The 26564-nt window shown below is 68.7% G+C and carries 22 protein-coding genes; 13 read left to right on the top strand and 9 right to left on the bottom strand.

The window, feature by feature from the left end; all coding sequences use genetic code 11:
* Nucleotides 1-10: 10 nt before the first annotated feature.
* Nucleotides 11-862: a tetratricopeptide repeat protein gene (locus tag AAFF27_16805; GenBank protein ID XAH21675.1), complete on the top strand. Its 852-nt coding sequence runs from the start codon at nt 11-13 to the stop codon at nt 860-862.
* Nucleotides 863-994: 132 nt separating this feature from the next.
* On the opposite strand, the gene AAFF27_16800 is transcribed toward AAFF27_16805, so the two are convergent.
* From AAFF27_16800 to purM, 4 genes are all read right to left on the bottom strand, one after another.
* Nucleotides 995-1978, bottom strand: a complete 984-nt coding sequence (locus AAFF27_16800; protein XAH21674.1) for a helix-turn-helix domain-containing protein — start codon at nt 1976-1978, stop codon at nt 995-997.
* 2 nt (nt 1979-1980) lie between these two features.
* Entirely contained in the window at nt 1981-2538 is a 558-nt protein-coding gene (locus AAFF27_16795; GenBank protein ID XAH21673.1) for an isochorismatase family protein, read from the bottom strand.
* 125 nt (nt 2539-2663) lie between these two features.
* Nucleotides 2664-3734, bottom strand: a complete 1071-nt coding sequence (locus AAFF27_16790) for an AI-2E family transporter (GenBank protein ID XAH21672.1) — start codon at nt 3732-3734, stop codon at nt 2664-2666.
* Between the two features lie 8 nt (nt 3735-3742).
* Nucleotides 3743-4789, bottom strand: a complete 1047-nt coding sequence (purM, locus tag AAFF27_16785; protein ID XAH21671.1) for a phosphoribosylformylglycinamidine cyclo-ligase — start codon at nt 4787-4789, stop codon at nt 3743-3745.
* Between the two features lie 197 nt (nt 4790-4986).
* On the opposite strand from purM, the gene hda reads away from it, so the two are divergent.
* The 9 genes from hda to glgA all read left to right on the top strand — a co-directional run bounded on the left by hda (nt 4987) and on the right by glgA (nt 17946).
* Nucleotides 4987-5679 (top strand): DnaA regulatory inactivator Hda, encoded by a 693-nt coding sequence (gene hda, locus AAFF27_16780; protein XAH21670.1) that lies wholly within the window; start codon nt 4987-4989, stop codon nt 5677-5679.
* Between the two features lie 20 nt (nt 5680-5699).
* Entirely contained in the window at nt 5700-6413 is a 714-nt protein-coding gene (locus AAFF27_16775; protein ID XAH21669.1) for an HAD-IB family hydrolase, read from the top strand.
* Entirely contained in the window at nt 6410-8032 is a 1623-nt protein-coding gene (pcnB, locus tag AAFF27_16770) for a polynucleotide adenylyltransferase PcnB (protein ID XAH21668.1), read from the top strand. Before AAFF27_16775 ends, pcnB begins: the two co-directional genes overlap by 4 nt.
* Before the next feature lie 4 nt (nt 8033-8036).
* Nucleotides 8037-8510, top strand: a complete 474-nt coding sequence (gene folK / locus AAFF27_16765) for a 2-amino-4-hydroxy-6-hydroxymethyldihydropteridine diphosphokinase (GenBank protein XAH21667.1) — start codon at nt 8037-8039, stop codon at nt 8508-8510.
* A 239-nt stretch (nt 8511-8749) separates the two neighbouring features.
* Nucleotides 8750-10693 (top strand): 1,4-alpha-glucan branching protein GlgB, encoded by a 1944-nt coding sequence (glgB, locus tag AAFF27_16760; protein XAH21666.1) that lies wholly within the window; start codon nt 8750-8752, stop codon nt 10691-10693.
* Nucleotides 10680-12041, top strand: a complete 1362-nt coding sequence (locus tag AAFF27_16755) for a glucose-1-phosphate adenylyltransferase (GenBank protein ID XAH21665.1) — start codon at nt 10680-10682, stop codon at nt 12039-12041. The genes glgB and AAFF27_16755 overlap by 14 nt, the downstream gene beginning before the upstream one ends.
* On the top strand, nt 12038-14233 hold the full coding sequence (glgX, locus tag AAFF27_16750; GenBank protein ID XAH21664.1) for a glycogen debranching protein GlgX: 2196 nt from the start codon (nt 12038-12040) through the stop codon (nt 14231-14233). Before AAFF27_16755 ends, glgX begins: the two co-directional genes overlap by 4 nt.
* 69 nt (nt 14234-14302) lie before the next feature.
* Nucleotides 14303-16489 carry a 4-alpha-glucanotransferase gene (gene malQ, locus AAFF27_16745; GenBank protein XAH21663.1) on the top strand — a complete coding sequence of 729 codons (2187 nt, stop codon included), beginning with the start codon at nt 14303-14305 and terminating at the stop codon, nt 16487-16489.
* A complete protein-coding gene (gene glgA, locus AAFF27_16740; GenBank protein XAH21662.1) occupies nt 16486-17946 on the top strand; it encodes a glycogen synthase GlgA in 1461 nt (486 codons plus the stop codon). The genes malQ and glgA overlap by 4 nt, the downstream gene beginning before the upstream one ends.
* Before the next feature lie 56 nt (nt 17947-18002).
* On the opposite strand, the gene AAFF27_16735 is transcribed toward glgA, so the two are convergent.
* On the bottom strand, nt 18003-18971 hold the full coding sequence (locus AAFF27_16735; protein XAH21661.1) for a tripartite tricarboxylate transporter substrate binding protein: 969 nt from the start codon (nt 18969-18971) through the stop codon (nt 18003-18005).
* 145 nt (nt 18972-19116) lie between these two features.
* Here AAFF27_16735 and AAFF27_16730 point away from each other — a divergent pair, with 145 nt between their 5' ends.
* The gene (locus tag AAFF27_16730) at nt 19117-19323 is read left to right on the top strand and encodes a hypothetical protein (protein XAH21660.1); all 207 of its coding nucleotides are present in this window, start codon (nt 19117-19119) and stop codon (nt 19321-19323) included.
* A 99-nt stretch (nt 19324-19422) separates the two neighbouring features.
* On the opposite strand, the gene AAFF27_16725 is transcribed toward AAFF27_16730, so the two are convergent.
* Nucleotides 19423-20463 (bottom strand): CDP-6-deoxy-delta-3,4-glucoseen reductase, encoded by a 1041-nt coding sequence (locus tag AAFF27_16725; GenBank protein XAH21659.1) that lies wholly within the window; start codon nt 20461-20463, stop codon nt 19423-19425.
* Between the two features lie 61 nt (nt 20464-20524).
* Between AAFF27_16725 and AAFF27_16720 the strand changes: the two genes are divergently transcribed.
* Nucleotides 20525-21469, top strand: a complete 945-nt coding sequence (locus tag AAFF27_16720) for an NAD-dependent epimerase/dehydratase family protein (GenBank protein XAH21658.1) — start codon at nt 20525-20527, stop codon at nt 21467-21469.
* Nucleotides 21470-21525: 56 nt separating this feature from the next.
* Here the strand turns inward: AAFF27_16720 and AAFF27_16715 are convergent, their stop codons facing one another.
* Entirely contained in the window at nt 21526-22770 is a 1245-nt protein-coding gene (locus tag AAFF27_16715; GenBank protein XAH21657.1) for a CaiB/BaiF CoA-transferase family protein, read from the bottom strand.
* 129 nt (nt 22771-22899) lie between these two features.
* On the bottom strand, nt 22900-24105 hold the full coding sequence (locus AAFF27_16710) for an acyl-CoA dehydrogenase (GenBank protein XAH21656.1): 1206 nt from the start codon (nt 24103-24105) through the stop codon (nt 22900-22902).
* Between the two features lie 183 nt (nt 24106-24288).
* On the opposite strand from AAFF27_16710, the gene AAFF27_16705 reads away from it, so the two are divergent.
* Entirely contained in the window at nt 24289-25197 is a 909-nt protein-coding gene (locus AAFF27_16705) for a LysR substrate-binding domain-containing protein (GenBank protein ID XAH21655.1), read from the top strand.
* Here the strand turns inward: AAFF27_16705 and AAFF27_16700 are convergent.
* Nucleotides 25194-26240: a YihY/virulence factor BrkB family protein gene (locus AAFF27_16700; GenBank protein XAH21654.1), complete on the bottom strand. Its 1047-nt coding sequence runs from the start codon at nt 26238-26240 to the stop codon at nt 25194-25196. The genes AAFF27_16705 and AAFF27_16700 overlap by 4 nt on opposite strands.
* Nucleotides 26241-26564 lie beyond the last annotated feature (324 nt).

The raw sequence follows: 26564 nt of genomic DNA, 5'->3' as shown, positions 1-26564 counted from the left end.
AGAATGTTCCATGGATATACGCTTTTCCGCGCCGACGCCGCTTGAGTACTTCGCCGCGCTGGTCCAGAACGACGATGAACTTCCCCTGCTGGAAGCCGCCACCAGCCTGGCGCAGGACGAATACCCCGAGCTGGACATCCAGCAGGTGCTGGGCGACGTGGATCAGTTGCTGGCACGCGTCAAGCGCCGCCTGCCGGCCGACGCGCCGGCGCTGCAGCGGCTGCGGGTGCTGAACCAGTTCTTCTTCTCCGAGCTGGGCTTTGGCGGCAACGTCAACGACTACTACGACCCCGACAACAGCTACCTCAACGCCGTGCTGCGCACGCGCCGCGGCATTCCGATATCGCTGGCCGTGCTCTGGATGGAGCTGGCCCAGGGCCTGGCGCTGCATGTGCGCGGGGTGAGCTTCCCTGGCCATTTCATGGTCAAGATCAACCTGCCCAAGGGCCAGGTGGTGCTGGATCCGTTCAACGGCCATTCGCTCTCGCGCGAGGAGCTGTCCGAGCGCCTGGAGCCCTACAAGCGCCGCAGCGGCCTGGTGGACGACTACGACGTGCCGCTGGGCCTGTACCTGCAGGCCGCCACGCCGCGCGAGATCCTCACGCGCATGCTGCGCAACCTGAAGGAAATCCACCGCGCCCAGCAGGACTGGGTGCGGCTGATCGCGGTGCAAGACCGGCTGGTGGTGCTGCTGCCTGCCGCCTGGGTCGAGTACCGCGACCGCGGATTGGCGCTGGCCGAGCAGGGGCGCACGCTGGAGGCTGTGGTCGATCTGGAGGCTTACTTGGCCAATGCCGAAGAAGCTCTGGACATAGACAGCATCGAAGAGCGCCTCGCACAGTTGCGTCGCGCCTTGCATTAGGTACACCCCCAGGCTTCGCGCTTCGTGTCTTCGCCAACCCCCTTGCAGGGGGCACATCCTGCGACCCGGCAAAGCCGGTTCCGCGGATGTTTGCGCATGGCCTGCTCCGCGGCCTTCAGAGGTAAGCGGCGGCTAGCTGCGTTGGGGATCTGACGGCGTCCCCGGCAGCCCAAACTGCCGCCAGGCGCGCCGCAGTTGCAGATCTGACGCAAATCCCGATAACTCCGCCGCCCGCGTCACGCTGGCGCCGGCCTTCAGTGCCTGCTGGGCCGTGGCCAGCCGCAGCCGGCGCAGCCAGGTCAGGGGCGCGATGCCGGCGTGCAGCAGAAACAGCCGCGCGAGGTGGCGCGACGAGGTGTTGGCCAGCGTGGCCATGCGCGACACCGTCCAGTTGTCTTGCAGGCGCTCGCCGACCGTGTCTTGCACCCGGTGCAGGCCGGCGTGCAGGTGGTTGCGCCAGGCCAGAAAGGGCGACAGCTCCGGGTCGTGCGGGCCGCGCCGCAGCGCCACCACCATGGTTTGCGCCACCTGGGCCGCCAGCGCCGGGCCGCAGGTCTCGGCGATACGGTGCAGCACCAGATCGATGCCGGCGGTGACCCCAGCGCTGCTGTAGAGCGGCGGATCGACCACGAAGACCCGGTTGTGCACCACGTCGCAGCGCGGTGCTACCTGCTGCAGCTCGTCGAGGTGCTGGTGGTGCGTGGTGGCGCGGCGCCCGGCCAGCAGGCCGGCGTGGGCGGCGATCAACGAGCCCGCGCAGATGGTGACCAGCTCCAGCTTGCCGCGCGCCAGGCGCAGGCCGCGCAGCCAGTGCAGCAGCGTGCGCGAGGCCTCGTCGTCGACCCGGATGGTGCTGCCCGGCAGGCCGACCAGCACCACCCAGGCCGGGCCGCTCCACTGCGTGGGCAGCGGCGCCAGGCCGCTGATGGCCACGCCAACCGAGCCCATGGCCTGTGGGCTGGGCCCGGCAAATTCCAGCACGAAACGCTCGGGCTGGCCGGCGGCGAGCAGCAACTGGTTGGCAATGCGCAGCGCCTCCGCCGGGCCGGCCCAGTCGAGCACCAGGCTGTGGGCCTGGAGCACGAAGACGACGCGGATCGGGGCCACTGCCGCCATGCCTATGCGGCCCGTTCCAGCGCCTGCGGCACGCTGCAAATGGTGGCAAAGCGCTCGGCCAGCACGGTGACGGTGCGGGCCTTGATGTCGGCGCTGGTCAGCGGCTGGCCACCCGGCTGGACCATGTCCCAGGTCAGCGTGGCTTCGGGCACGTAGTCGACCTGCCAGTCCAGGTCAGAGGCGTGGCGGGCGGTGGTCTCGCAGCATTGCTCGGTGCGGATGCCGCTGATCACCAGCCGGGTGATGCCCTGCTGCGTCAGCCACGTGTCCAGCCCAGTGCCGACCAGCGCGCTGTGGCGGTTTTTGGTGAAGGTGGCGGCGGCATCAAAAGCGGCCAGGCCTTCCAGCGGGCGGATATGGCCGGAGGCGGCAGAAAACGGGTTGTCCGACGTATCCGGGCCGCCCTGGTGGAAGACCCGCACGATGGGCCACTTGCGCTCGGTCCAGCCGGCGATCAGCGCGTTTTGCGCCGCCAGGTAGGCGGGCAGCTCGCGTTCATGGAAGAAGGGGCGGTGGCGGAACGATTCCTGGACATCGATAACGAGCAAAGCTGTTGTCATTTTCGGACCTTTTTCTCCTGGGGGTGAAGGTCTTCATTGTCCAGATGCCGCCTGGGCATGCCACGCTTGAAAAGACCAGAATCGATCATTTCAGGACATTATTCGCCACGCCGCTATGTGAGCCGCTATACAAGCCGCGCGGCTTCCAGTTCTTTCTTCAGGTAGGCGTAGTAGAGCGGTGCGGCCACCAGCCCGGCCGGGCCAAACACCGCTTCGGCCACGAACATCACCGCCAGCAGCTCCCACACCGCCATGTGCGTGCGCTGGCCGACAACCTTGGCGTTGATCAGGTATTCAGCCTTGTGGATCACGATCAAGAACACCAGGCAGGCCAGCGCCGTCGCCGGCGACACCGACAGCCCGACCACCGTGATCACCGCGTTGCACAGCAGGTTGCCGACGATGGGCACCAGCCCGGCGATGAAGGTCAGGGTCACCAGCGCCGGGGTGTAGGGCAGGTGCACGTTCCACAGCGGCAGCAGCACGAACAGAAAGATGGCGGTCAGCACCGCGTTGAAGGCGGCAATCCAGAACTGCGCGGCCACGATCTGGCCAAAGGCATCGCCAAACAGGACGATGCGCCGGTGCATGGAGCGGGCCAGCGGCTGGCGGCCGGCGGGCGCCTGCGCGTAGCCGGCCAGCACGCCCACCAGCAGGCCGACATAGGCCAGCAGCAGCGCATGCAGCCAAGCGCGCCCGGCCGTGGTCAGCGCACCGGCCTGGGCGCGCAGGTGGTTGGCGACGATGCGCTGCAGGTCGTCGGCGCCGTCGGGCAGGTGCACGCCGATCTCGGCCGGCAGCTTGAGCCGCAGCTCCAGCACGGTGCGCGCGGTGTGGTCCAGCAGCTCGCGGTACTGCTCGGGCGCATGCAGGATGAAGGTGCGCGACTGCGACAGCGCCGCGCTCAGCATCAGCAGCGGCGCCACCGCCACCAGCACCGCCGCAACGGTCTGCCACAGCGGGGACGGCCCATCCTTGGCCGCACCGGCGCGGCGCCAGGACGGCAGCCGGCCCAGCGCGCGCGCCAGCCAGCGGGTAGACAAAAAGCCAATGCAGACGCACAGCAGCCCCGGCAGCAGGCCCTGCCACATGACCAGCAGCAGCGTGCCGCCCATCAGCAGGTAGCTGGCAAGCCGCACGCCGCGCGGGCTGGTGTCGGGTCCTTCGGGTGGTGTTGCCGGCATGCCCTGGGCCATGGCCGGCGTCAGTTCACGACCACGGCGGCACCGTCGCCGCGCGGCGCGATGGCGCCAATGCGGTAGACCTGCTCGCCCGCGGCGCGCAGCGTGGCGGCCGTGGCTTCTGCGTGTTCTGCGTCCACCACCACCACCATGCCAATGCCGTTGTTGAAGGTGCGGTTCATCTCGATGTCGTCGATGCCGGCCACCTTCTGCAGCCAGGCAAACAGCTCGGTCTGCGGCCAGCTGCCCTTTTGCAGGTGGGCGGCCGTGCCTTCGGGCAGCACGCGCGGGATGTTTTCCAGCAGGCCGCCGCCGGTGATGTGGGCCAGCGCCTTGATCGGGTGCTTGGCCAGGGCTTCGAGCACCGGCTTCACATACAGGTGGGTCGGCTCCATCACGGCTTCGCGGAAGGGCTTGCCGTCCAGCGTGGCGGGCAGGTCGGCGCCGGCGCGCTCGATCACCTTGCGCACCAGGCTGAAGCCGTTGGAATGCACGCCGGCCGAGGCCAGGCCCAGCACCACGTCGCCAGGCTTCACATCCTGGCCGGTCAGGATCTTGGACTTTTCGACCGCGCCAACCGCAAAGCCGGCCAGGTCGTATTCGCCGTCCGGGTACATGCCGGGCATTTCAGCCGTTTCGCCGCCGATCAGGGCGCAGCCCGACAGCTCGCAGCCCTTGGCAATGCCGCCGACCACGGCCGCAGCCGTGTCCACGTGCAGCTTGCCGCAGGCGAAGTAGTCAAGGAAGAACAGCGGCTCGGCGCCCTGCACCAGCACGTCGTTGACGCTCATGGCCACCAGGTCGATGCCGACCGTGTCGTGCATGTTCCATTCAAAAGCCAGCTTGAGCTTGGTACCCACGCCGTCGGTGCCGCTGACCAGCACCGGCTCCTTGTAGCGCTTGGGCACCTCGAACAGGGCGCCAAAGCCGCCAATGCCGGCCAGCACGCCTTCGCGCATGGTTTTCTTGGCAAGGGGCTTGATGCGCTCGACCAGGGCGTCGCCGGCGTCGATGTCGACCCCTGCATCTTTGTAGGACAGCGGGGTGGGGGAGGTCGCGGAAGAGCTCATGGAGTCGTCGAAAATCGCTGGAGTGGAGGCCGCCGGTGAGGGCAGGGCGGGCGTGCCGGGTGCAAATGCGCCGGGCGACTAGAATTTAGGGCTGATTTTAAGGGCTTGCCCCGGGGCACCCGTCCCGGACCTTGCCGCCTCGCCATCCTTTGCATCTTTACCCGCGCCCAGGCGCGCTCCGCTGACCCGCCATTCGCATGCAGCAGATTGCGCTCGATATCGGTTTTTCCACCGGCCCCACGCTCGCCAGCTTCTGGACGGGCTCGAACGCGGCTGCCCTTGAGCACCTGCGGCTCTGGACCGATGCCCACACCGATTCCCGCTCGCCGGTGCCGACCTACCTGTGGGGCGAATCCGCCTGCGGCAAGACCCACTTGCTGCGCGGCGTGTGCGAAGCCCTGCTGTCCCAAGGGGCAAGCGTGGGTTGGCTCGACGCCGGCACGGCGATCCCCGCCAGCTACGACGACCGCTGGGCCGCCGTGATCCTGGACGACGTGCACCTGTACGACGCGGTGCAGCAGCATGCGGCCTTCAACTGGTTCGTCAACGCGCTGTCGCCGCGCGACGGCCATGCGCGCTGGGTGCTGGCCGCCGGCACCCTGCCGCCGGCCGACCTGAAGCTGCGCGAAGACCTGCGCACCCGCCTGGGCTGGGGCCATGTGTTCCATATAGAACTGCTGGACGAACCCGAGCGCCGCGCCGTGCTGCGCAAAGAGGCCGACACGCGCGGCATCTTCCTGGGCGACGACGTGATGGATTTCATGCTCAAGCGCTTCAGCCGCGACCTGGGCAGCCTGATGCAACTGCTCGACCACCTCGACGGCTACGCCCTGCGCACCCAGCGTGCCGTCACCATTCCCTTGCTCAAGGCCATGCTCGCGTCCGAGTGACGCGCGCCCATCCCCCCTCCATGACGACCCACGGTTCCCGCCCCCGCCTGGCCCTGTTCGACCTCGACCACACCCTGCTGCCACTGGATTCCGACCACGCCTGGGGTGTCTTCACCACCACGCTCGGCTGGACCGACCCGGTCGCCTTTGCCCGCCGCAACGACGAATTCTTTGCCCAGTACCGCGCCGGCACGCTGGACATCCACGACTACGTGCGCTTTGCCACCGAGGCCGTGCGCCTGCAGGGCGCTGAAGCCGCAGAGGCCGCCCACCGCCGCTTCATGGCCGAGGTGATCGTGCCGGTCATCCTGCCCGCCGCGCGCGCCCTGGTGCAGCAGCACCGCGACGCGGGCGACGAAATTTTGATCGTCACCGCCACCAACGCCTTCGTCACCCGCCCGATCGCCGACGCGCTGGGCGTGGCCGAGCTGATCGCGGTCGACCTGGCGCGCGGCGCCGACGGCTGGATCACCGGCGCCATCCAGGGCACGCCCTCGGCGCGCGAAGGCAAGGTGCTGCGCATGGAGCAGTGGCTGGCCGCGCGCGGCTGGCACTGGGGTGATGTCGAAACCACCTTCTACAGCGATTCGCTCAACGACCTAGCCCTGCTGGAGCAGGTTAACCACCCGGTCGCCACCAACCCCGACCCGCGCCTGCGCGCACTGGCCGCCGAGCGCGGCTGGCGCATCCTGGACCTCTTTCCGGAAGCCTCCGGTACCAAAGAAGAAAAATGATCAAACAGTTCATCGACAAGCTGCTGGGCAAAAAAGCCCCTACCGGCGGTGCGGCCCGGCCGAAAAAGCCCAGCTTCGGCAAGCGCGAGGACGTGCCGCAGAGCGTGCACGGCATAGACCCGGCGCTGGTCGACAAGCGGGCCGTCGATGTGGTGCGCACCCTGCAAGAGGCGGGCTTTGAGGCCTACGTGGTGGGCGGTGCGGTGCGCGACCTGCTGCTGGGCCTGCGCCCCAAGGACTTCGACGTGGCCACCAGCGCCACGCCCGAGCAGGTCAAGGCGCTGTTTCGCCGCGCCTTCATCATCGGCCGGCGCTTTCGCATCGTGCACGTGGTCTACGGCCGTGGGCGCGAGCATGAGGTGATCGAGGTCTCTACCTTCCGCGCCTACATGGACAACGCCGCCGCCGAGCAGGTCGCCGGCAACGAAAAAACCAGCAAGAGCGAACTCGCCGGCATGACCCACGCGGTTGATTCCAGCGGCCGCGTGCTGCGCGACAACGTCTGGGGCCCGCAGAACGAAGACGCCACGCGCCGCGACTTCACCGTCAACGCCATGTACTACGACCCGCAGACGCAGATCGTGGTCGACTACCACGGCGGCATCAAGGACGCCAAGAAGCTCACCCTGCGCATGATCGGCGACGCCGCCACGCGCTACCGCGAAGACCCGGTGCGCATCATTCGCGCCGTGCGCTTCTCGGCCAAGCTGGCGGCGCTGGGCTTCAAGATGGATGCCAAAACGTCCGGCCCGCTGATCGCCTCGCAGGCCCTGCTGGCCGACGTGCCGCAAAGCCGCCTGTTCGACGAAATGCTCAAGCTGCTGCAGACCGGCCACGCCATTGCCACCATCGAGCAACTGCGCAAGCTTGGCCTGGCCAAGGGCATCTACCCGCTGCTGGACGTGGTGGTGCAGCGCGCCGACGAGCCCTTCGTCAAGGCCGCATTGATGGATACCGACCGCCGCGTGGGCGAGGGCAAGCCGGTGGCGCCCAGCTTCCTGCTGGCGACCGTGCTGTGGGATGACGTGCGCACCGGCTGGAACCGCCGCATCGAGCAACGCCACCATGTGTTCCCGGCGCTGCAAGACGCGATCGACGAAGTCTTCGACAAGCGCATTGGCGACGTCTCCGGCCGTGGCAAGCTGGCCGCCGACATGCGCGAGATCTGGGTCATGCAGCCGCGCTTCGAGAAGCGCACTGGCAGCGCGCCTTATGGCCTGGTGGACCAGCCGCGCTTTCGCGCCGGCTTTGACTTCATGCGCCTGCGCTCTGATATCGGCGAGATCGACGAGGCCCTGGCCGACTGGTGGCAAGAGTTCAGCACCACCGACGACCTGCGCCGCCAGGACCTGATCGACCAGGTGCGCGACGAGCAAAAAACCCGCAGCCGCAAGGCCACGCCCGGCACCGAAGCCGCGCCGCGTCCGGCACGCGTGCGCACCCGTGCGCCGGCCCCGGCCGAGCGCGACGCGGCGCCTGCCGCCGAGGCAGCCGTGGCCGCCAGCGATGCACCCGCAGCCGAAGATGGCGCGGCCGCCCCGCGCAAGCGCCGCCGCCGCCGCAAGCCAACCGGTGGCGCTGATGGCGGCACACCGCCGCAGGCTGATTCGCAAGACTAAGAACGTGTCCGCGCCCACCACGGCCTTCATCGCCCTGGGCGCCAACCTGGGCGACGCCGCCGCCACCGTGCGCGGCGCCTTCGCCGCGCTGGCCGCGCTGCCGCAGACCACGCTGCTGCGGCAGTCCTCGCTCTACCGCAGCGCGCCGGTCGATTCCAGCGGGCCCGACTACATCAACGCCGTGGCCGAGATCGCCACCACCTTGGCGCCGCTGGCACTGCTGCAGGCCCTGCAGGCCATAGAGCAGGCCGCCGGCCGCGAGCGCCCTTACCGCAACGCGCCGCGCACGCTGGACCTGGACCTGCTGCTGTACGGCGACCGCAGCATCGACCTGCCCGAACTCAGCGTGCCGCACCCGCGCATGCACGAACGTGCCTTCGTGCTGGTGCCCTTGGCCGAGATCGCGCCCCAACGCGTGCCACCGGCTGCGCTGGCGGCAGTGGCGGGGCAGGGGATTGCGCGTCTTGCGCCTGACTGAATGCGCAGAAGTTCTGTATAAAAAGTGCCGCTAGCCCAGGTCCTGCCTGGGCTTTTTGCTATCTATTTGGTAGTTTTGCCAAGGGTCGGTAGTCGCCGGATGGCACACTAGTTGCACGACTGTCGGTGCCCACCTACACCTGCTGGATATGCCGTCCGTCGCCTTGCCGTCATTGCGCCCCAGACACTGGCCTGCGGCCGACTTCCCGGCCGCCTTCTTTTTTGAAGGCTTGGATTTCCATGACATCTCGCGCCAGTGCGCCTAAGGGCCCCGATATCGAGCGCGCAGCCGGTGCGAATCCCGCCCTGCAATCGTCACCGCCTGCGCTGCTCCATGCCGCGCCCCAGCATCTTCCGTATCGCACGCTCGGTGCCCACGCGGAGGCGCGCGGCACCCGTTTTGCGGTCTGGGCCCCGAATGCGCGCGGCGTGGCGGTGATCGGTGACTTCAATGGCTGGCAGCCGCAGGGGCTGGAGCAGGCCACCGACGGCAGCGGGCGCTGGCAGGGTTTTGTCGAAGGCGCCGCGCCGGGCCAGTGCTACAAGTACCGCATCCAGCCGCGCGACGGCCCGGCCTTCGACAAGGCCGACCCCTACGCCTTTCGCGCCGAATGCCCGCCGCGCACCGCCTCGCAGATCGCCACGCTGGACTACGACTGGGGCGACGCCGAATGGATGGCCCAGCGCAAGACGCGCCAGGCGCTGGGCGCGCCCATGTCCATCTACGAGGTGCACCTGGGCTCCTGGCAGCGCGACGACGACGGCGCCTACCTGAACTACGCCGAGCTGGGCCGCCGCCTGGCCGCGCACTGCGAGACCATGGGCTTCACCCATGTCGAGCTGATGCCGGTGGCCGAGCACCCGTTCTATGGCTCGTGGGGCTACCAGGCCATTGGCTACTACGCGCCCAGCGCGCGCTACGGCAGCCCGCAGGAGTTGATGGCGCTGGTCGATACCCTGCACCAGCACGGCATTGGCGTGCTGCTGGACTGGGTGCCCTCGCATTTCCCGAGCGATGCCCACGGCCTGGGCTGCTTCGACGGCACGCCGCTGTACGAGCACGCAGACCCGCGCCGCGGCTTTCACCCGCAGTGGAACAGCCTGATTTTCAATTACGGCCGCTTCGAGGTGCGCGACTTCCTGATCGGCAATGCGCTGTTCTGGCTGCAGCACTACCACTTCGACGGCCTGCGCGTGGATGCGGTGGCCTCGCTGCTGTACCTGGACTTTGCGCGCGAGCCCGGCCAGTCGGCCAGCAACGAGCACGGCGGCAACGAGAACCTGCAGGCGGTGGATTTTTTGCGGCAGCTCAACACGGCGGTCTATGCGGCCTTCCCCGATGTGCACGTGGTGGCCGAGGAATCCTCCAGCTGGGGCGGCGTGTCGCGGCCGGTGCACCACGGCGGCCTGGGCTTTGGCATGAAGTGGAACATGGGCTGGATGAACGACATGCTGCGCTACACCGCGCGCCCGCACTTCTACCGCGAGCACCACCGCGACGAGCTGTGCTTCTCGTTCATGTACATGTTCAACGAGAACTTCCTGCTGCCGCTCTCGCATGACGAGGTGGTCTACGGCAAGGGCAGCCTGTGGGGCCGCCAGCCGGGTGACGACTGGCAGCGCGCGGCCGGCCTGCGCGCGCTGTACGGCTTCATGTGGGGGCATCCGGGCAAGAAGCTGCTGTTCATGGGCGGCGAATTCGGCCAGACCGGGGAGTGGCAGCACGAGCGCACGCTGGACTGGCATGAGTGGGCGCTGCCGCGCCATGCCGGCGTGGCGCGCTGGGTGGCCGACCTGAACCGCCTGTACCGCGCCCAGCCCGCGCTGTACCGCCATGATTTCGATGCCGCAGGCTTCTCCTGGGCCCAGACCGAGGCCGAGCCAGCCACCGTGCTGGCCTTCTTCCGCCACGCGGGGCAGGGTGCCGGCGCTGATGTGCTGGTGCTGTGCAACTTCACGCCCGCGCCGGTGCAGGGCTTGCGCGTGGGCGTGCCGCGCGCCGGCCATTGGCGCGAGCTGCTCAACAGCGACGCCCAGGCCTACGGCGGCAGTGGCAGCGGCAAGCTCGGCGCCTGCCAGGCCGAGCCCACGGCCTGTGGTGCTCAGGCGCACAGCCTGCGGCTGGAGTTGCCGCCGCTGTCGGTGGTGTTTCTGTCTGATGGAGTCGGCCATGCCCAGCAATAACCGCAAAGTTCTGGCCTTTGTCATGGCCGGCGGCGAGGGCTCGCGCCTGCACCCGCTCACGGCCGACCGCTGCAAGCCGGCCGTGCCCTTCGACGGCAAGCACCGGGTGGTCGACTTCGTGCTGTCGAGCCTGATCAACTCCGAAATCTTCTCGATCTACCTGCTGGTGCAGTACAAGTCGCAGTCGTTGATCGAGCATGCGCGCACCGCCTGGACCATGCCGCGCTTTGGTCCCGACCATTTCGTGACCGTGGTGCCGCCGCAGATGCGCAACGGCCCGGAGTGGTTCCAGGGCACGGCCGACGCGGTCTACCAGAACATCCACCTGATCGAGAGCTTTCAGCCCGACATCGTGGCGGTGTTCGGCGCCGACCACATCTACCGCATGGACGTGCGCCAGATGATCGACTTCCACCGCCAGTCGGGTGCCGACGTGAGCGTGGCCACGCTGCCGGTGCGGCTGGAGCACTGTGACCAGTTCGGCGTGGTCGAGGTCGATGCCGACCTGCGCGTCACCGACTTCAAGGAGAAGCCCCACAGCACCGCCGCCATGCCCGGGCGCGAAGGCTTTGCGCTGGCGTCGATGGGCAACTACATCTTCAATGCCGAGGTGCTGCTGGAGGCGTTGGAGCGCTCCCATGCCACCGGCGAGAGCGACTTCGGCAAGCACATCCTGCCGCAGATGGTGAACAGCCACCGGCTGTTTGCCTACGACTTCGCCACCAACGTGATCCCGGGCACGGCGCCCTATGAAGAGAATGGCTACTGGCGCGACGTGGGCACCATCGATGCCTACTTCGATGCGCACTTCGACACGCTGGGCGCTAGCCCCAAGTTCCGCATGACCAACCGGCAGTGGCCGATCTATGCCAGCCACGATCCGTCGGAGTCGGCGCAGATCGAGAACGGCATCATCCACCGCTCTGTCGTTGGCTCGGGCTGCATCGTCGATGGCGCCAAGCTCGACCACGCCATGCTGCGCCGCGCCGTCACCGTGCACCGCGACGCGCACCTGCAGCACTGCATCGTGATGGAGCGCTCGGTGATCGGCCGTGGTGCGCTGATCCGCCGCGCCATCATCGACACCGACAACGACATCCCTCCTGGTGAGCGCATCGGCTTTGACCTGGTGGCCGACCGGCTGCGCTTCCATGTCACGGCCAGCGGCATCGTGGTCGTGCCCAGCGGCTATTTCTCGCCCAAGAAGCCGGCCTTGCCCGGGCGGGCCAGCAGGGTGGCGGCCGAAGTGCTGGGCCTGCCGGTCGAGCCGCCGCCATTGGCGCGGGCGCCAGGCGGCAAGACGCCTGGGCCTGCAGCCCCGCTGTTGACCGCGCGCATCCACGCATGAGTTCCCTGCTGGACCAGTCCGGGAACCGGCCCACGCCAGGCTACACGCGGGTCGAGCGCGGTTCGGCGCTGCGGCTGGGCGCGCGCTGGGATGGCACGGGCACCAATTTCGCGCTGCATTCCGTGCCGGCCGAGCGCATTCAGTTGTGCCTTTATGCGGACGACGGCAGCACCGAGCTGGCGCGCATCGACATGGCCGAGCGCAGCGGCGACATCTGGCATGTCTACCTGCGCGATTGCCCGCCGGGCACACGCTACGGCTACCGCGTGCACGGGCCCTACCAGCCCGAAGAGGGCATGCGCTTCAACCCCAACAAGCTGCTGCTCGACCCGTATGCGCTGGCCATCGACCGGCCGCTGCGCGGCGCGCCCGATCAGTGCGGCTACACCCCGGGCACGGAGGAGGAAGACTTCGCCTTCGACGAGGCCGACAACGGTGCGGCCGCGGCCAAGTCCGTGGTGGTGGACACCGCCTTCGACTGGGGCCGCGACGCGCCGCCCGCCGTGCCGTGGGGCGACACCGTGTTCTACGAAGTCCACGTCAAGGGCTTCACGCAGCAGCACCCGGATGTGCCCGAGGCGGCCCGCGGCCGCTACGCTGGCGTGGGGTCAGAAGCGGCCATTGCCCACCTGCAGCGCCTGGGCGTGACGGCGGTCGAGCTGCTGCCGGTGCATGCCTTTATCGACGACGAGCGCCTGGTGCAGGCCGGGCTGGTCAACTACTGGGGCTACAACAGCCTGGGCTTCTTTGCACCTGAGCCGCGCTATGGCAGTGGCGACCCGGTGACCGAGTTCAAGCACATGGTGCGGGCGCTGCATGCGGCCGGCATCGAGGTAATCCTGGACGTGGTCTACAACCACACCGGCGAAGGCAACCACCTGGGCCCCACGCTCAGCTTCAAGGGCATAGACCACGCGGGCTACTACCGCCTGCTGCCGGAAGACCGGCGCTTTTGCATGGACTTCACCGGCACCGGCAACACGCTGGACAGCAGCAGCCCGCTGGTGCTGCGCCTGGTGCTGGACAGCCTGCGCTACTGGGTGCAAGAGATGCACGTCGATGGCTTTCGCTTCGACCTGGCCACCACGCTGGGGCGTGCCGCCCATGATTTCGACCAACGCTCGGCCTTTCTGTGCGCCATCCAGCAAGACCCGGTGCTGGCCCGCGTCAAGCTGATCGCCGAGCCCTGGGACTTAGGCCCAGGCGGCTACCAGGTCGGCGGTTTTCCCGCGCCCTGGGCCGAGTGGAACGGCAAGTACCGCGACGCGGTGCGCGACTTCTGGCGCGGCGAGGACGGCGCGCTGCCCGAATTTGCCGCGCGGCTGTGCGGCTCGGCCGACATCTATGGCGAGTCGCGGCGCGGGCCGCAGGCCAGCGTCAACATCATCACCGTGCATGACGGCTTCACGCTGCAGGACCTGGTGAGCTACCACGACAAGCACAACGAGGCCAATGGCGAAGACAACCGCGACGGCGAAAGCCACAACCGCAGCTGGAACTGCGGCACCGAGGGCCCGACCGACGACGCCGCCATCCTGGCGCTGCGCGAGCGGCAAAAGCGCAACCTGCTGACCACGCTGTTTGTGTCGCAGGGCGTGCCGTTGCTGCTGGCCGGCGACGAGATGGGCCGCAGCCAGGGCGGCAACAACAACGGCTACTGCCAGGACGGCGTGCTCAGCTGGCTCGATTGGTCGCCCGCGCAAAGCGGCGACCCGCTGCTGGTCTATGCGCGCCGGCTGCTGGCGTTTCGCCAAAGCCATGCGGTGCTGCGGCGCAGCCGCTTCTTCAGCGGCGAGGCCGACGCGGCCGGCCGCAAGGACCTGGCCTGGTACAGCGTCTGGGGCCAGGAGATGGACCAGGACGAATGGAGCAAGCCCGGCACCCGCTGCGTGGCCGCGCTGCTCGACGGCGGCCGTACCGCGCTGGCCCATGAAGACCAGAGCGCGATCACCAGCGATTCGGTGCTGCTGCTGATCAATGCGTCGGCACAAGAGGCGAGCTTCACCCTGCCGGCGTACGCCGCCGCGCCGGGCGGCTGGACGCCGCGCATCGACACCGCCACCCCCGACGGCCAGCCCGTGGCCGCGCAGGCGGCGGGCGGCATGGCCGACATCACGCCCTGGCATGCCGGTGAGCAGCATGCCCTGCCGGCGCATTCCATGGTGGTGCTGACCCAGCCCTGTTGTGCCTGAGCCCCTGCACGGCGGCACGTTGCTTGCTGCGCTTGGGTGACACTGGCGTACTTCCCCAAGGATTCTTCCGTGACCGACACTGCTGCCAACGCCGAGGGCGTATACGCGACCATGGATGACCACGCCGCGCTGCAGAACCTGGCGCAGCAACTGGGTCTTGCAGTGCGCTGGCACGACTTCTACGGCCGCGAGCGCGAGGTGCCAGACGCCACGCTGCGCAGCGCGCTGCACGCCATGGGGGTGCCGGCCGCGGACGATGCCCAGGTCCATGCCGCGCTGGCAGCCCATGCCGCGGCGGGCCACCAGCAGACCTTGCCGCCGGTGATCGTGCTGCGCGAAGGCGCCGACGCCTATGGCGTGGCGCTGGCAACCGGCACGCCGGACGGCAGCCTGTGGCACCTGGCGCTCGAAGGCGGCCGGCGCGAAGCCCTCTACAGCCACCAGGGCGGCAACGGCCGCCAGTACGTGGTGCTGCCGGCCGGCCTGCCCGTGGGCTACCACCGGCTCGACGGCATCACCGAGCGCGAGGGCTACACGGCCGTCATCGTCACGCCCGTGCGCTGCTGGATGCCGGCGGGCCTGCAGTCGGGCGAGCGCTGGTGGGGGCCGTGCGTGCAGCTCTACGCATTGCGCTCTGCACGCAACTGGGGCATGGGCGACTTCACCGACCTGCGCATGCTGGTGGCCAGCATGGCGGAGCTGGGCGCCTCCTTTGTCGGGCTCAACCCGCTGCATGCCCTGTTCCCGCAGCGGCCCGAGGCCGCCAGCCCCTACAGCCCGTCGAGCCGCAACATGCTCAACCCCATCTATTTGGACGTAGAGGCGGTGCCCGACTTCCAGGAGTGCGCCGAGGCACGGCAACTGGTGGCCAGCGGTGATTTCCAGCAGCGCCTGCAGGCGCTGCGCGCCACCGAAATGGTGGACTACGCCCAGGTGGCCTCGGTCAAGTACGGCGTGCTGGAGCTGCTGTGGGCGCATTTCCGCCAGCAGCACCTGGCGGCGGGCAGCGAGCGCGCAGCCCAGTTCCAGGTGTTTCTGCACCGTGGCGGCGAAGCCCTGCGCGCCCATGCGCTGTTCGAGGCCCTGCAAGAACACCTGCCCGCCACCGATGCCCCGATCTGGGGCTGGCCGGACTGGCCCGAGGCCTACCGCTCTCCACGCGGCGAGGCCGTGGCCGACTTTGCGCGCGAGCACGAAGACCGCGTCGGCTTTCGCGCCTGGCTGCAGTGGCAGGCCGAGCAGCAGCTAGAGGCCGCGCAGCAGCAGGCGCGGCAGGCCGGCATGGGCCTGGGCCTGTACCGCGACCTGGCGGTGGGCGTGAACGAAGGCGGCTCCGAGACCTGGACCGAGCCCGACGTCTATGCCCTGGGCATGCACGTAGGCGCGCCGCCCGACCCGCTCAACGCACTGGGGCAGAACTGGGGCCTGCCGCCCTTCAACCCACGGCGCCTGCAGGCCGGGCGCTACCAGCCCTTCATCGACACCCTGCGCGCCAACATGCGCCACGCCGGCGCGCTGCGGCTGGACCATGTCATGGGGCTGATGCGCCTGTTCTGGATCGCGCCCACCGGCGCCTCTTACGTGGCCTACCCGCTGGAAGACCTGCTGGGCATCCTGGCGCTGGAGAGCCACCGCCACCAGTGCATGGTGATAGGCGAAGACCTGGGCAACGTGGCACCGCGCATGCGCGAGGCCATGCACGAGCACGCGCTGCTGTCGTACCGGCCGCTGTTTTTTGAGCGCACGCATGGCGGCAGCTTTCGCGCGCCGCCCGACTGGCCGCAGCAGGCGCTGGCCGTGGTCAGCACGCACGACCTGCCCACCCTGCGCGGCTTCTGGAGCGGCGAAGACCTGGCGCTGCAGGCGCGCCTGCATCTCTACCCCGACGAGCAGACGCGCTACCAGCTGGTGCTGGACCGCTCGCAGGACCGGGCCCGGCTGCTGATTGCGCTGGAGCGCGAAGGCCTGCTGCCCGCCGACGCCACGGTAGACCCGGCCTCGCTGCCTGAATGCAGCTCTGCGCTGGTCGAGGCGGTGCACACCTATCTGGCGCGCACGCCCTCGCTGCTGCTGGGCGTGCAACTGGAAGACGTCACCCAGCAGCGGCTGCAGGTCAACGTGCCCGGCACGGGTGAAGACGTGTTCCCCAACTGGCGCCGCAAGCTGGCAGTGAACGTCGAGGCACTGGCGCTGGACGCGCGCATGCTGGCAGTGGCCGCGGCGCTGCGCGCACAGCAGCGCGGGCCTGCCGCATGAAGGTCCTGTTCGTCACGCCCGAATGCGCGCCCTGGGTCAAGACCGGCGGCCTGGGCGATGTCAGCGGCGCACTGCCGCCCGCGCTGGCGGCGCTGGGCCACGACGTGCGCGTGCTGATCCCGGCCTACAAGGCCTTTGCCAACATGGCCGGCCGCCACACTGAACTGCAACTGCCCGCGCGCGAGGGCTGGCCGGCCGCGCGCATCGACAGCGTGGCCCAGCCCTCGGGCGTGACCCTGCTGCTGCTCGATTGCCCGGAACTCTTCGTGCACCCCGGCGGCCCTTATGTCGACACCGGCGGTGTTGACCACGCCCAGAACGCGCGGCGCTTTGGCTTCCTGGCGCGGGTGGCGGCCTGGCTCGCTGCCGCCGACACGCCTTGGCCGGCCTGGCAGCCGGATGTCCTGCACGGCCACGACTGGACCTGTGGCCTGGCGCCTTTCTACCTGCACCTGGCGCGCCAGCGCGGCGTGGCCACGGCGGCCAGCGTCATGACCATCCACAACCTGGCCTTCCAGGGCCGCTTCTGGATGGCCGACGCCGCCATGCTGGGCATTCCGCCGGCCTGGCTCGGCATCGATGGCGTGGAGTTCTGGGGCGATATCTCCATGCTCAAGGCCGGCCTGCAGTTTTGCGACGCCATCACCACCGTCAGCCCGACCTATGCGCGCGAGATCACCACCGAGGCCCTGGGCGTGGGCCTGCACGGCGTGCTGCAGGCGCGTGCCGACCGGCTCGTGGGCATCCTCAACGGTGTCGACACCCAGGTCTGGAACCCGCAGACCGACGCCTTCCTGGCGCAGCGCTACCACTGGCGCGCCATGCGCGGCAAGGCCGTCTGCAAGGCCGCGCTGCAGCGCGAATGCGGCCTGCGGCAAGACCCGGGCGCGCTGCTGTTCGGCCTGATCGGCCGCCTGACCGAGCAAAAGGGCATTGATCTGGTGGTGCAGGCGCTGCCCTGGCTGTTGTCCCAAGGCGCGCAACTGGCGGTGCTGGGGCAGGGCGAGCCCGCCCTGCAAGACGCGCTGCGCGCCGCCGCCGCCACGCACCCGGAGCAGGTCAGCGCACTCATCGGCTTTGACGAAGCGCGCGCCCACCGCATAGAAGCCGGCGCCGACGTGTTCCTGATGCCTTCGCGCTACGAGCCCTGCGGCCTGAACCAGATGTACAGCCAGCTCTACGCCACGCCGCCGCTGGTGCACGCCACCGGCGGCCTGGTGGATTCGGTGGTGGATCTGCAGGCCGGCCCCGATGCCGCCACCGGCATCGTCATCCCCGAGGCCACGCCCGCCGCGTTGCTGCAAGGCCTGCAACGCGCCCAGGCCGCCTACCGCGACCCGCCGCTGTGGCGCGCGCTACGGCGCAACGGCATGCGCCAGCGCTTTGGCTGGGAAGACAGCGCGCGGGAGTACGACGCGTTGTACCGAAGGCTGCGGCCGGGACTATCAAATAGATAGCTAGTAGCCCAGGTGGGTAAAGGGCTAGAGGCCTAAAAGGTCAAAAAACTTCGGGGTCAATCGACTTGCGCTCCAGTGGCCTTGACGATCTGCTGGTACTTGGCCAGCTCCTGGTGCATGAAGCGGTCAAATTCCTCGGGCGAGGTCGGCACCGGCTCGGCCATCAGGCCGGCGAAGCGGGTCTTGGTCTCGGGCGTGTTGAGCGCGGTGACGAAGGCCTGGTTGAGCTTTTGGACGATGTCGTGCGGCGTCTTGGCCGGCGCCACCAGGCCCCACCAGGTGTCGATGGCAAAGCCCTTGAGCGTGTCGGACACCGGCGGCGCCTCGGGCAGGGCCGGGCTGCGCTGGGCGGTGGTCACGGCAATGGCCTTGAGCTTGCCCGAGCGGATGTTGGGTGCAGCCGTGGCCAGGTTGTCGAAGTTGAAGTCGACTTGGCCCGACAGCAGCGCCAATTGCGCCGGGTTGCCGCCGTTGAAGGGGATGTGTACCGCGAAGATGCCGGCCTGCTGCTTGAACATCTCGCCGGCCAGATGGCCCGCGCTGCCATTGCCGCCGCTGCCGTAGTTGAGCTTGCCGGGGTTCTTCTTGCCGTAGGCGATCAGGTCGGCCACGCTGTTGATGTGCAGGCGCTGCGCGCTCTCTGCGTTCATCACCAGCACGTTGGGCACGCGCAGCATCTGCGTGATGCCGGCAAAGTCCTTGGCCGCGTCGTAGGGGATGCGGCTGTAGAGCCAGGGGTTGACGGCGTGCGTGGCGGTGCTGGAGATGCCTATGGTCAGGCCATCGGGTGCGGCCTTGGCGATCATGTCGGCACCGATGTTGCCGCCGGCGCCGGGCTTGTTGTCGATGATGACCGTGCCCAGGCTGTCGCGTACGCGCTCGGCCAGCACGCGGGCGGTGACATCGATCGGGCCGCCAGCGGCAAAGGGCACGATGAGGCGGATCGGGCGGCTGCCCACCGATTGCGCGAAGACGGGGGCGGCAATGCTGGCCGCGGTGCTGATAAGAATATGACGACGTTTCATGGCCGCCGATTGTCCTCTTGCTGCCATGCGGCAGACACAATCGCTTACCCTATTTTGTGTGCCGGATGTGATGCGGCCAGTGCCCCTGGCGCGTTGTAGGCGCATGGAAGATTTTTTCCATGTACCACCACCCGGAGTTCACACCATGAAGATCCAAGCCCTCGTCGCTGCTCTTGCCCTCTCCATCGGCGGTGCCGCCTTCGCCCAAACCCCGGCTGCAGCCCCAGCCGCTCCGGCCGCTGCCGCAGCTCCTGCTGCCACGGCAGCAGCTCCTGCCAAGGTCACAAAGAAAAAGGCCCACGCCAAGCATGTCAAGGCCAAGAAGGCCGCCGCTGAAGCCAAGACCAGCTAAGACCGCGCCACCGGCCCCTGCATGGGGGCTGGCCGCCAAGACAAAGGCCCGCAGCTTCGCGCTGCGGGCCTTTGTTTTTGTGGGGCGCGAAGGTGAGGCTCAGCCGCCGTGCTTGTCGGCCTCGCTGGTGAAGGCGTCGGCAAAGAATTCTTCTGCTGGCAGGCCGCGCTCGGCCACATAGGCTTTTTGTGCGGACTCGACCACGATGGGCGCGCCGCAGGCGTAGACCTGGTGGCCCGACAGGTCGGCGAAGTCGTCCAGCACGGCCTGGTGGACAAAGCCGGCGCGGCCGGTCCAGTCGTCTTCGGGCAGGGCGTTGGACACCACGGGCACGTAGGTCAGCTGCGGCATCTCGGCGGCCTTCTGCGTGATCCAGTCGTGCAGGTACAGGTCGGCCGGGCGGCGGCCGCCCCAGTAGAGCGTGACCGGGCGCGTGCTGGCCTTGAACTGCAGTTGCTCGATCAGTGCCTTGATCGGCGCGAAGCCGGTGCCCGAGGCCAGCAGCACGATGGGTTTGTCAGAGTCTTCGCGCAGGAAGAAGCTGCCAAAGGGCGCCTCGCAGCGCAGGATGTCGCGCTCTTTCAGGGCGGTGAACACGTGGTCGGTGAACTTGCCGCCAGGCATGTGGCGCAGGTGCAGCTCGACGCTCGGGCCGGTCTCGGCCTGGGTGTGCGGCGCGCTGGCCATGGAGTAGGCGCGGCGGCTGCCGTCGCGCAGGATGAATTCCAGGTACTGGCCGGCGTGGTAGCGCAACTGCTCGGTGGCCGGCAGTTGCAGCCGCAGCCGCACCACGTCGTGCGAGAGCTTTTCCAGCAACTGCACGCGCACCGGCATCTTGCGCACCGGGAAGGCGCTTTCGTCGGTGACCTGGCGCGATTCCAGCACCACGTCGCTTTGCGGCACCGAGCGGCAGGTCAGGACCAGTCCCTGGGCCTCTTCCTCGGCCGACAAGGCCTTGCTCTGGTGCTCGCCCTGGACGACGCTGCCTTCGAGCTTCTTGCATTTGCAGGAGCCGCAGGCCCCGTCCTTGCAGCCATAGGGCAGGCCAATGCCTTGGCGGATGGCGGCGGTCAGGATGGTCTCGCCAGCCTCGGTGGTGAAGGTGCGGCCGCTGGGCTGCACGGAAATAGTGAAACTCATCGCTTGGTTATCCTTGGGCGGAGCCTGGCTTCCGCTCTTGTTTCTGCTGATCGGATCGATTTTGCCTTCAAACCAGACCCCCCTCGGCGCGCTGCCTGCGCGTTTCAAACGCCAGCGCGTGCTGATCGTCGGCTGCGGCGACGTTGGCCTGCGTGCGGCGGGCCTGCTGGCAGGGCGTGTGCGCCTGCTGGCGCTGACCTCTTCGCCCGAGCGCGCACCGGCCCTGCGTGCGCGCGGCATCGTGCCGCTGGCGGGCAATCTGGACGACGCGGCATCGCTGCGGCGGCTGGCCGGGCTGGCGCAGCGCGTGCTGCACCTGGCGCCGCCGCCCCCGGCCAGCGAGGACGCCGGTGCCCATTGGTGGCGCGACCCGCGCACGCTGGCGTTGGTGCGCAGCTTGGCGCGGCGCACGCGGCCGGGCGTGCTGGTGTATGGCTCGACCAGCGGTGTCTACGGCGACTGCCGTGGCGAGCGCGTGCCAGAGTCGCGCCCGGTGGCGCCGCACACCGCCCGCGCGCACCGCCGGGTGGATGCCGAGGCGGCGGTGCGCCACTTTGGCCGTGGCGGCAGCCGCGCCAGCATCCTGCGCATTCCCGGCATCTACGCGCCGGATCGGCCCGGCGGCACGCCGCGCGAGCGCCTGCTGCGCGGCACGCCGGTGCTGCAGGCCGCAGACGATGTCTACACCAGCCACATCCACGCCGACGACCTGGCGCGCGCCTGCTGCGCGGCACTGTGGCGCGGCGCGGCGCAGCGCGTGTACCACGCCAGCGACGACACCGAGCTGAAGATGGGCGACTACTTTGACCTGGCGGCCGACCTATACCGCCTGCCGCGCCCGCCGCGCGTGGCGCGCAGCGCTGCGGGCGAGCAGCTGTCGCTGATGCTGCTGAGCTTCATGAGCGAATCGCGCCGGCTGGACAACCAGCGCCTGCACCAGGAGCTGCGGCTGGCGCTGCGCTACCCGACGGTGCGGCAAGGCTTGGCGGCCGTTGCTGCGGCATAACTATAAAAAGAATAGCTAGAAGCCCAGGCTGCACCTGGGCTAGAGGCATTTTTTACCTAAAGAACGCCTGCCGCGCGCAGCTCTGCAATTGCCGCAGGCGCCAGCCCGAACTCCCGCAGCACCTCGTCGGTGTGCTCGCCCAGCGCGGGCGGGGCGCGGTGCAGTACCGGCGGGTGCTCGCCCAGGCGCAGCGGGCTGGCCACGCCGGCGATTTCCGTGATGCCGTCGCCCGCCGCGCGCGGCAGCTTGAGCGCCAGGCCGCGTGCCTGCACCTGCGGGTCGGCAAAGGCCTGGCCAATGTCGTTGATCGGGCCGCAGGGCACGGCCTTGTCTTCCAGCAGCGCGATCCAGTCGGCGGTGCTGCGGGTGCGGGTGATCTCTTCCATCGCCGGGATCAGCGTGTCGCGGTGGCGTACCCGCAAGGTGTTGCTGGCGTAGCGCGGGTCGGCGCTCCATTCGGGCTTGCCCACGGCGGCGCAAAAGCGGGTGAACTGGCCGTCGTTGCCGATGGCCAGCAGCACGGCGCCGTCGGCGGTCGGGAAGTCCTGGTAGGGCGCCAGGCTGGGGTGCGTATTGCCCTGGCGCTGCGGCACGTCGCCGGTGTTGAGGTAGCCGGTGGTCTGGTTGGCAAGCAGGGCCATGCCCACGTCCAGCAGCGCCATGTCGATGTGCTGGCCGCGGCCGGTGCGCCCGCGCGCCTGCAGCGCGGCCAGGATGGCGGTGGCGGCGTACATGCCGGTGAAGGTGTCGGTCAGCGCCACGCCCACACGCTGCGGGCCGCCGCCGGGCGTGCCGTCGGCGCGGCCGGTGATGCTCATCATGCCGCTCATGGCCTGCACCATGAGGTCATAGCCGGCGCGCTTGGCGTAGGGGCCGTCCTGGCCAAAGCCGGTGATCGAGCAGTAGATGAGCCGTGGGTTCAGCGCCTGCAGGTTGGCGTAGTCCAGGCCATAGGCTTTCAGGCCGCCGACCTTGAAGTTCTCCACCAGCACGTCGGCCTCGGCCGCCATGCGCTGCAGCAACTGCTGGCCCTGGGGCGTGGCCATGTCGATGGTGACCGAGCGCTTGTTGCGGTTGCAGCAGGCGAAGTAGGCCGCCTGCTCGGTGTCGCGGCCCTCGGCATCCTGCAGAAAGGGCGGGCCCCAGTGGCGCGTGTCGTCACCGGCGCCGGGGCGCTCGATCTTCACCACATCGGCGCCCAGGTCGGCCAGCGTCTGGGTGCACCAGGGCCCGGCCAGCACGCGCGAGAGATCAAGAACCTTGAGGCCGGCGAGGGCGCCTTCGTGTGTGGTGAAGCTCATGCGATGTGTCCTGTGAACGGAGAGCGTATTGGTTCTTCATGCGCAGGCGCGCTGCGCCGGGCCGCCCCAAGCGGCCGCGCCGCCCCCTGGAAGGGGGTTGGCGAAGACACGCAGTGCGAAGCCTGGGGGTTAGCTGAAGGCCGGGATACCGGTTTGGGCGCGACCGAGGATGAGGGCGTGCACATCGTGCGTGCCTTCATAGGTGTTGACCACTTCCAGGTTCACCAGATGGCGCGCCACGCCGAACTCGTCGCTGATGCCGTTGCCGCCCATCATGTCGCGCGCCAGGCGGGCGATGTCGAGCGACTTGCCGCAGCTGTTGCGCTTGATGAGCGAAATGATCTCGACCACGTTCTGGCCTTCGTCCTTCATGCGGCCCACGCGCAGGCAGCTTTGCAGGCCCAGCGTGATTTCGGTCTGCATGTCGGCCAGCTTCTTCTGGATCAGCTGGTTGGCGGCGAGCGGGCGGCCAAACTGCTTGCGGTCCATGGTGTACTGGCGCGCGGTGTGCCAGCAGAACTCGGCCGCGCCCAGCGCGCCCCAGGCGATGCCAAAGCGTGCGCTGTTCAGGCAGGTGAACGGGCCTTTGAGGCCTTGCACCTCGGGGAAGGCGTTTTCTTCAGGCACGAAGACTTCGTCCATGACGATTTCGCCGGTGATCGAAGCGCGCAGGCCGACCTTGCCGTGAATGGCCGGGGCGCTCAGGCCCTTCATGCCCTTTTCCAGCACAAAGCCGCGGATCGGGCCAACGGCGCCGCCTGCGGAGACTTCCTTGGCCCAGACCACGAACACGTCAGCCACGGGGCTGTTGGTGATCCACATCTTGGCGCCAGAGAGCTTGTAGCCGCCGTCAACCTTGTGGGCGCGCGTGACCATGCTGCCGGGGTCAGAGCCGTGGTCGGGCTCGGTCAGGCCGAAGCAGCCGATGTATTCACCGCTGGCGAGCTTGGGCAGGTATTTTTGCTTCTGCGCTTCGGTGCCGAATTCATGGATTGGCACCATCACCAGCGAACTCTGCACGCTGGCCATGGAGCGGTAGCCGGAATCCACGCGCTCGATCTCACGCGCCACCAGGCCGTAGCTCACATAGTTCAGGCCGGCACCGCCGTACTGCGTCGGGATGGTCGGGCCCAGCAGGCCCAGCTCGCCCATCTCGCGGAAGATGCTGGTGTCCATCTTCTCGTGGCGGAAGGCTTCGAGCACGCGCGGCGCCAGCTTGTCCTGGCAATAGGCATGGGCCGCGTCGCGGATCATGCGCTCGTCGTCGGTCAGTTGCTGGTCGAGCAAAAACGGGTCGGCCCATTGGAAGGCGGCGCGGCTGGGGGCGCTGGACATGAGAGGTCTCCTGGGGAAGGGGTAAGCAGAGGGAAAAGATGAGGTCTTGCGCCGACATCCTAGTGCGCGGCTGGCGCCACGGCAAACGAGTTTTGCACATCAAGCTATGCGGTATAGGAATTTCTGAAAGAATGGAGCCCAGATGCCTGGCCGGCATGCCTTTTAAAAAGATTCCATTTCATCATGCGACGCCGTATTCCCTCCACGCAGGCACTGGCCTGCTTCGAAGCCGCCGCGCGGCACGAAAGCTATACCCGCGCGGCCGAAGAGCTGTCGCTCACGCAAAGCGCCGTGTCGCGCCAGGTGCAGGCGCTGGAGGCTTTCCTGGGCGTGACCCTGTTCCGCCGCACGCGGCACGGCGTGGCGCTGACGCCTGGTGGCACCCAGTACTGGCGCCACATCGCGCGCGGGCTCGAAGGCCTGGAGCGCGACACGCTCGACCTGATGGCCGGCCAGGGCCGTGGCGGCGCCGTGGCGCTGGCGGCGGTGCCGACCTTTGCCACGCGCTGGCTGGTGCCGCGCCTGCCCCGGCTGGCCGCGCTGCACCCGGACATCACGGTGCATATAGAGACCCGCACCCGCCCCTTCCTGTTTGCCGACACCGGCTTTGATGCCGCGCTGTACGCCGGCACGCCCGAGCAGGTCGCCCACTGGCCCGGCACCCGCGCCGAGCCGCTGCTGCACGAAGACGTGATCCCGGTCTGCAGCCCCGCGCTGCGCGGCGGCCTGGAGCTGACGCCGGGCCGGATCGCCGCCATGCCCCTGCTGCAGCAAAGCACCCGGCCCTACGGCTGGCGCCAGTGGTTCGACGCCATGGGCGTGGCCGCACCGGCGGCCCTGGCCGGGCCGCGCTATGAGCTGTTCTCGATGGTGGCCGTGGCCGCCGCGCACGGCCTGGGCGTGGCGCTGATCCCGCCGCTGCTGATCGAGGCCGAGCTGGCGCGCGGCGAACTGGTGGTGGCCTGCAACCGGCCACTGCGCGGCGAGCGCTCGTACTACCTGGTCACGCCGGCGGTGGACGCGCCGCCGCCCGCCCTGGCCAGCTTCAGCGAATGGGTGCGCGCCATGGCGCAGGAGAGCGCCGCCAGCTAGCGCGGGCGGCGCAGCGCCTGCCGGCGCGCGGCGCGGCGCTGCATGGCGACCCGGATCGCCACCTGCAGCACGGCCAGCCCGGCGGTGACCAGAATGCGCTGCCGCCGCGTCGGCCCACGCGTTGTGGCAGGCGCCAGCGCCAGACGCGGGGTGGCTTGCAGCATGGGCGCGGGCGCCACGGCAGGCAGGGCCTGCGGCTTGCGCGAGCCGTATTCGTTGGCATAGACCCAGGTGAACTCAGCGCCCAGCAAGAAGATCTGCGCCGAGTAATACACCCACACCAGCAGCACCACGATGGAGCCCGCCGCCGCAAAGGATGACGAGATGCTGCTCTTGCCCACGTACAGCCCGATCAGCAGCTTGCCCACCTCGAACAGCACGGCCGTCACCGCCGCGCCCACCCAGACATCGCGCCAGGCAATGCTGGCCCGTGGCATCAGCTTGTAGATCATGGCGAACAGCAGGGTGGTGATGGCCAGCGACACCACCAGGTTCAGCGCCAGCAGCGCAAAGGTCCAGCCCGGCACCAGTTGGCCGGCCCACTTGCCCATGGCCGCCACCGCCGCGCTGACGGTCAGCGACACCATCAGCAAGAAGGCCAGGCCCAGGATCAGCCCAAAGGACAGCAGCCGCGTGCGCAGCGTGCCGAACACGCCGCTCTGCTTGTCGGCCGCAGGCACGCGCCAGATGCGGTCCAGCGCGCTTTGCAGCTCTGCAAACACGGTGGTGGCGCCCACCACCAGCACCACCACGCTGATGGCGCTGGCAACGATGCCCTCGGTCGGGTGGCTGGCGCCGCGAATCAGCCCTTGCACCGCCAACGCGCCATCCTGCCCCAGCAAGCCGGCGAGCTGGCCCACGATCTCGCCCTGCACCGCCTCGCGGCCAAAGACAAAGCCGGCCACCGCGATCACGATCAGCAGCAGCGGCGCGAGCGAGAAGACGGTGTAGTAGGCAATCGCCGCGCCCATGCTGGGCGCATAGTCGTTCGACCACGAGGCCACCGACTTGCGCGCCAGCGTGACAAAGGGGGTGATGTTCATGCTGCGCTCCTCCTAGAACGTGTTCACGATCTGTATGGGGATCGCGTTGGAGTGCAATCGGGATGAGTGGGTGGCCCGGATCCCGCTGCATGGGCTGGTGCCCATGCAAGGGGCCGGGGCGCTCAATCGCCCGATTTCACTCCAACCCTCCGGGCAAGTGTCTTTGCGGGCGGTCTGCGGCGTTGCGGCGCTTGCCAATAGCGGTGCTATTGGCTGCGCACCGCGCCTTGCATCCCATCCCGCAAAGACACTTGCGCGACCCCATAGAGATCGTGAACACGTTCTTCTCATTGTCCGGGAGGCCTGTGCCGCAAAAGTGCAGGA

Source organism: Xylophilus sp. GW821-FHT01B05, from assembly GCA_038961845.1.
Lineage (GTDB): Bacteria > Pseudomonadota > Gammaproteobacteria > Burkholderiales > Burkholderiaceae_C > Xylophilus.
Note: the sequence above shows the minus strand (reverse complement) of the source record. Positions and strands in the feature narration are given on the sequence as shown.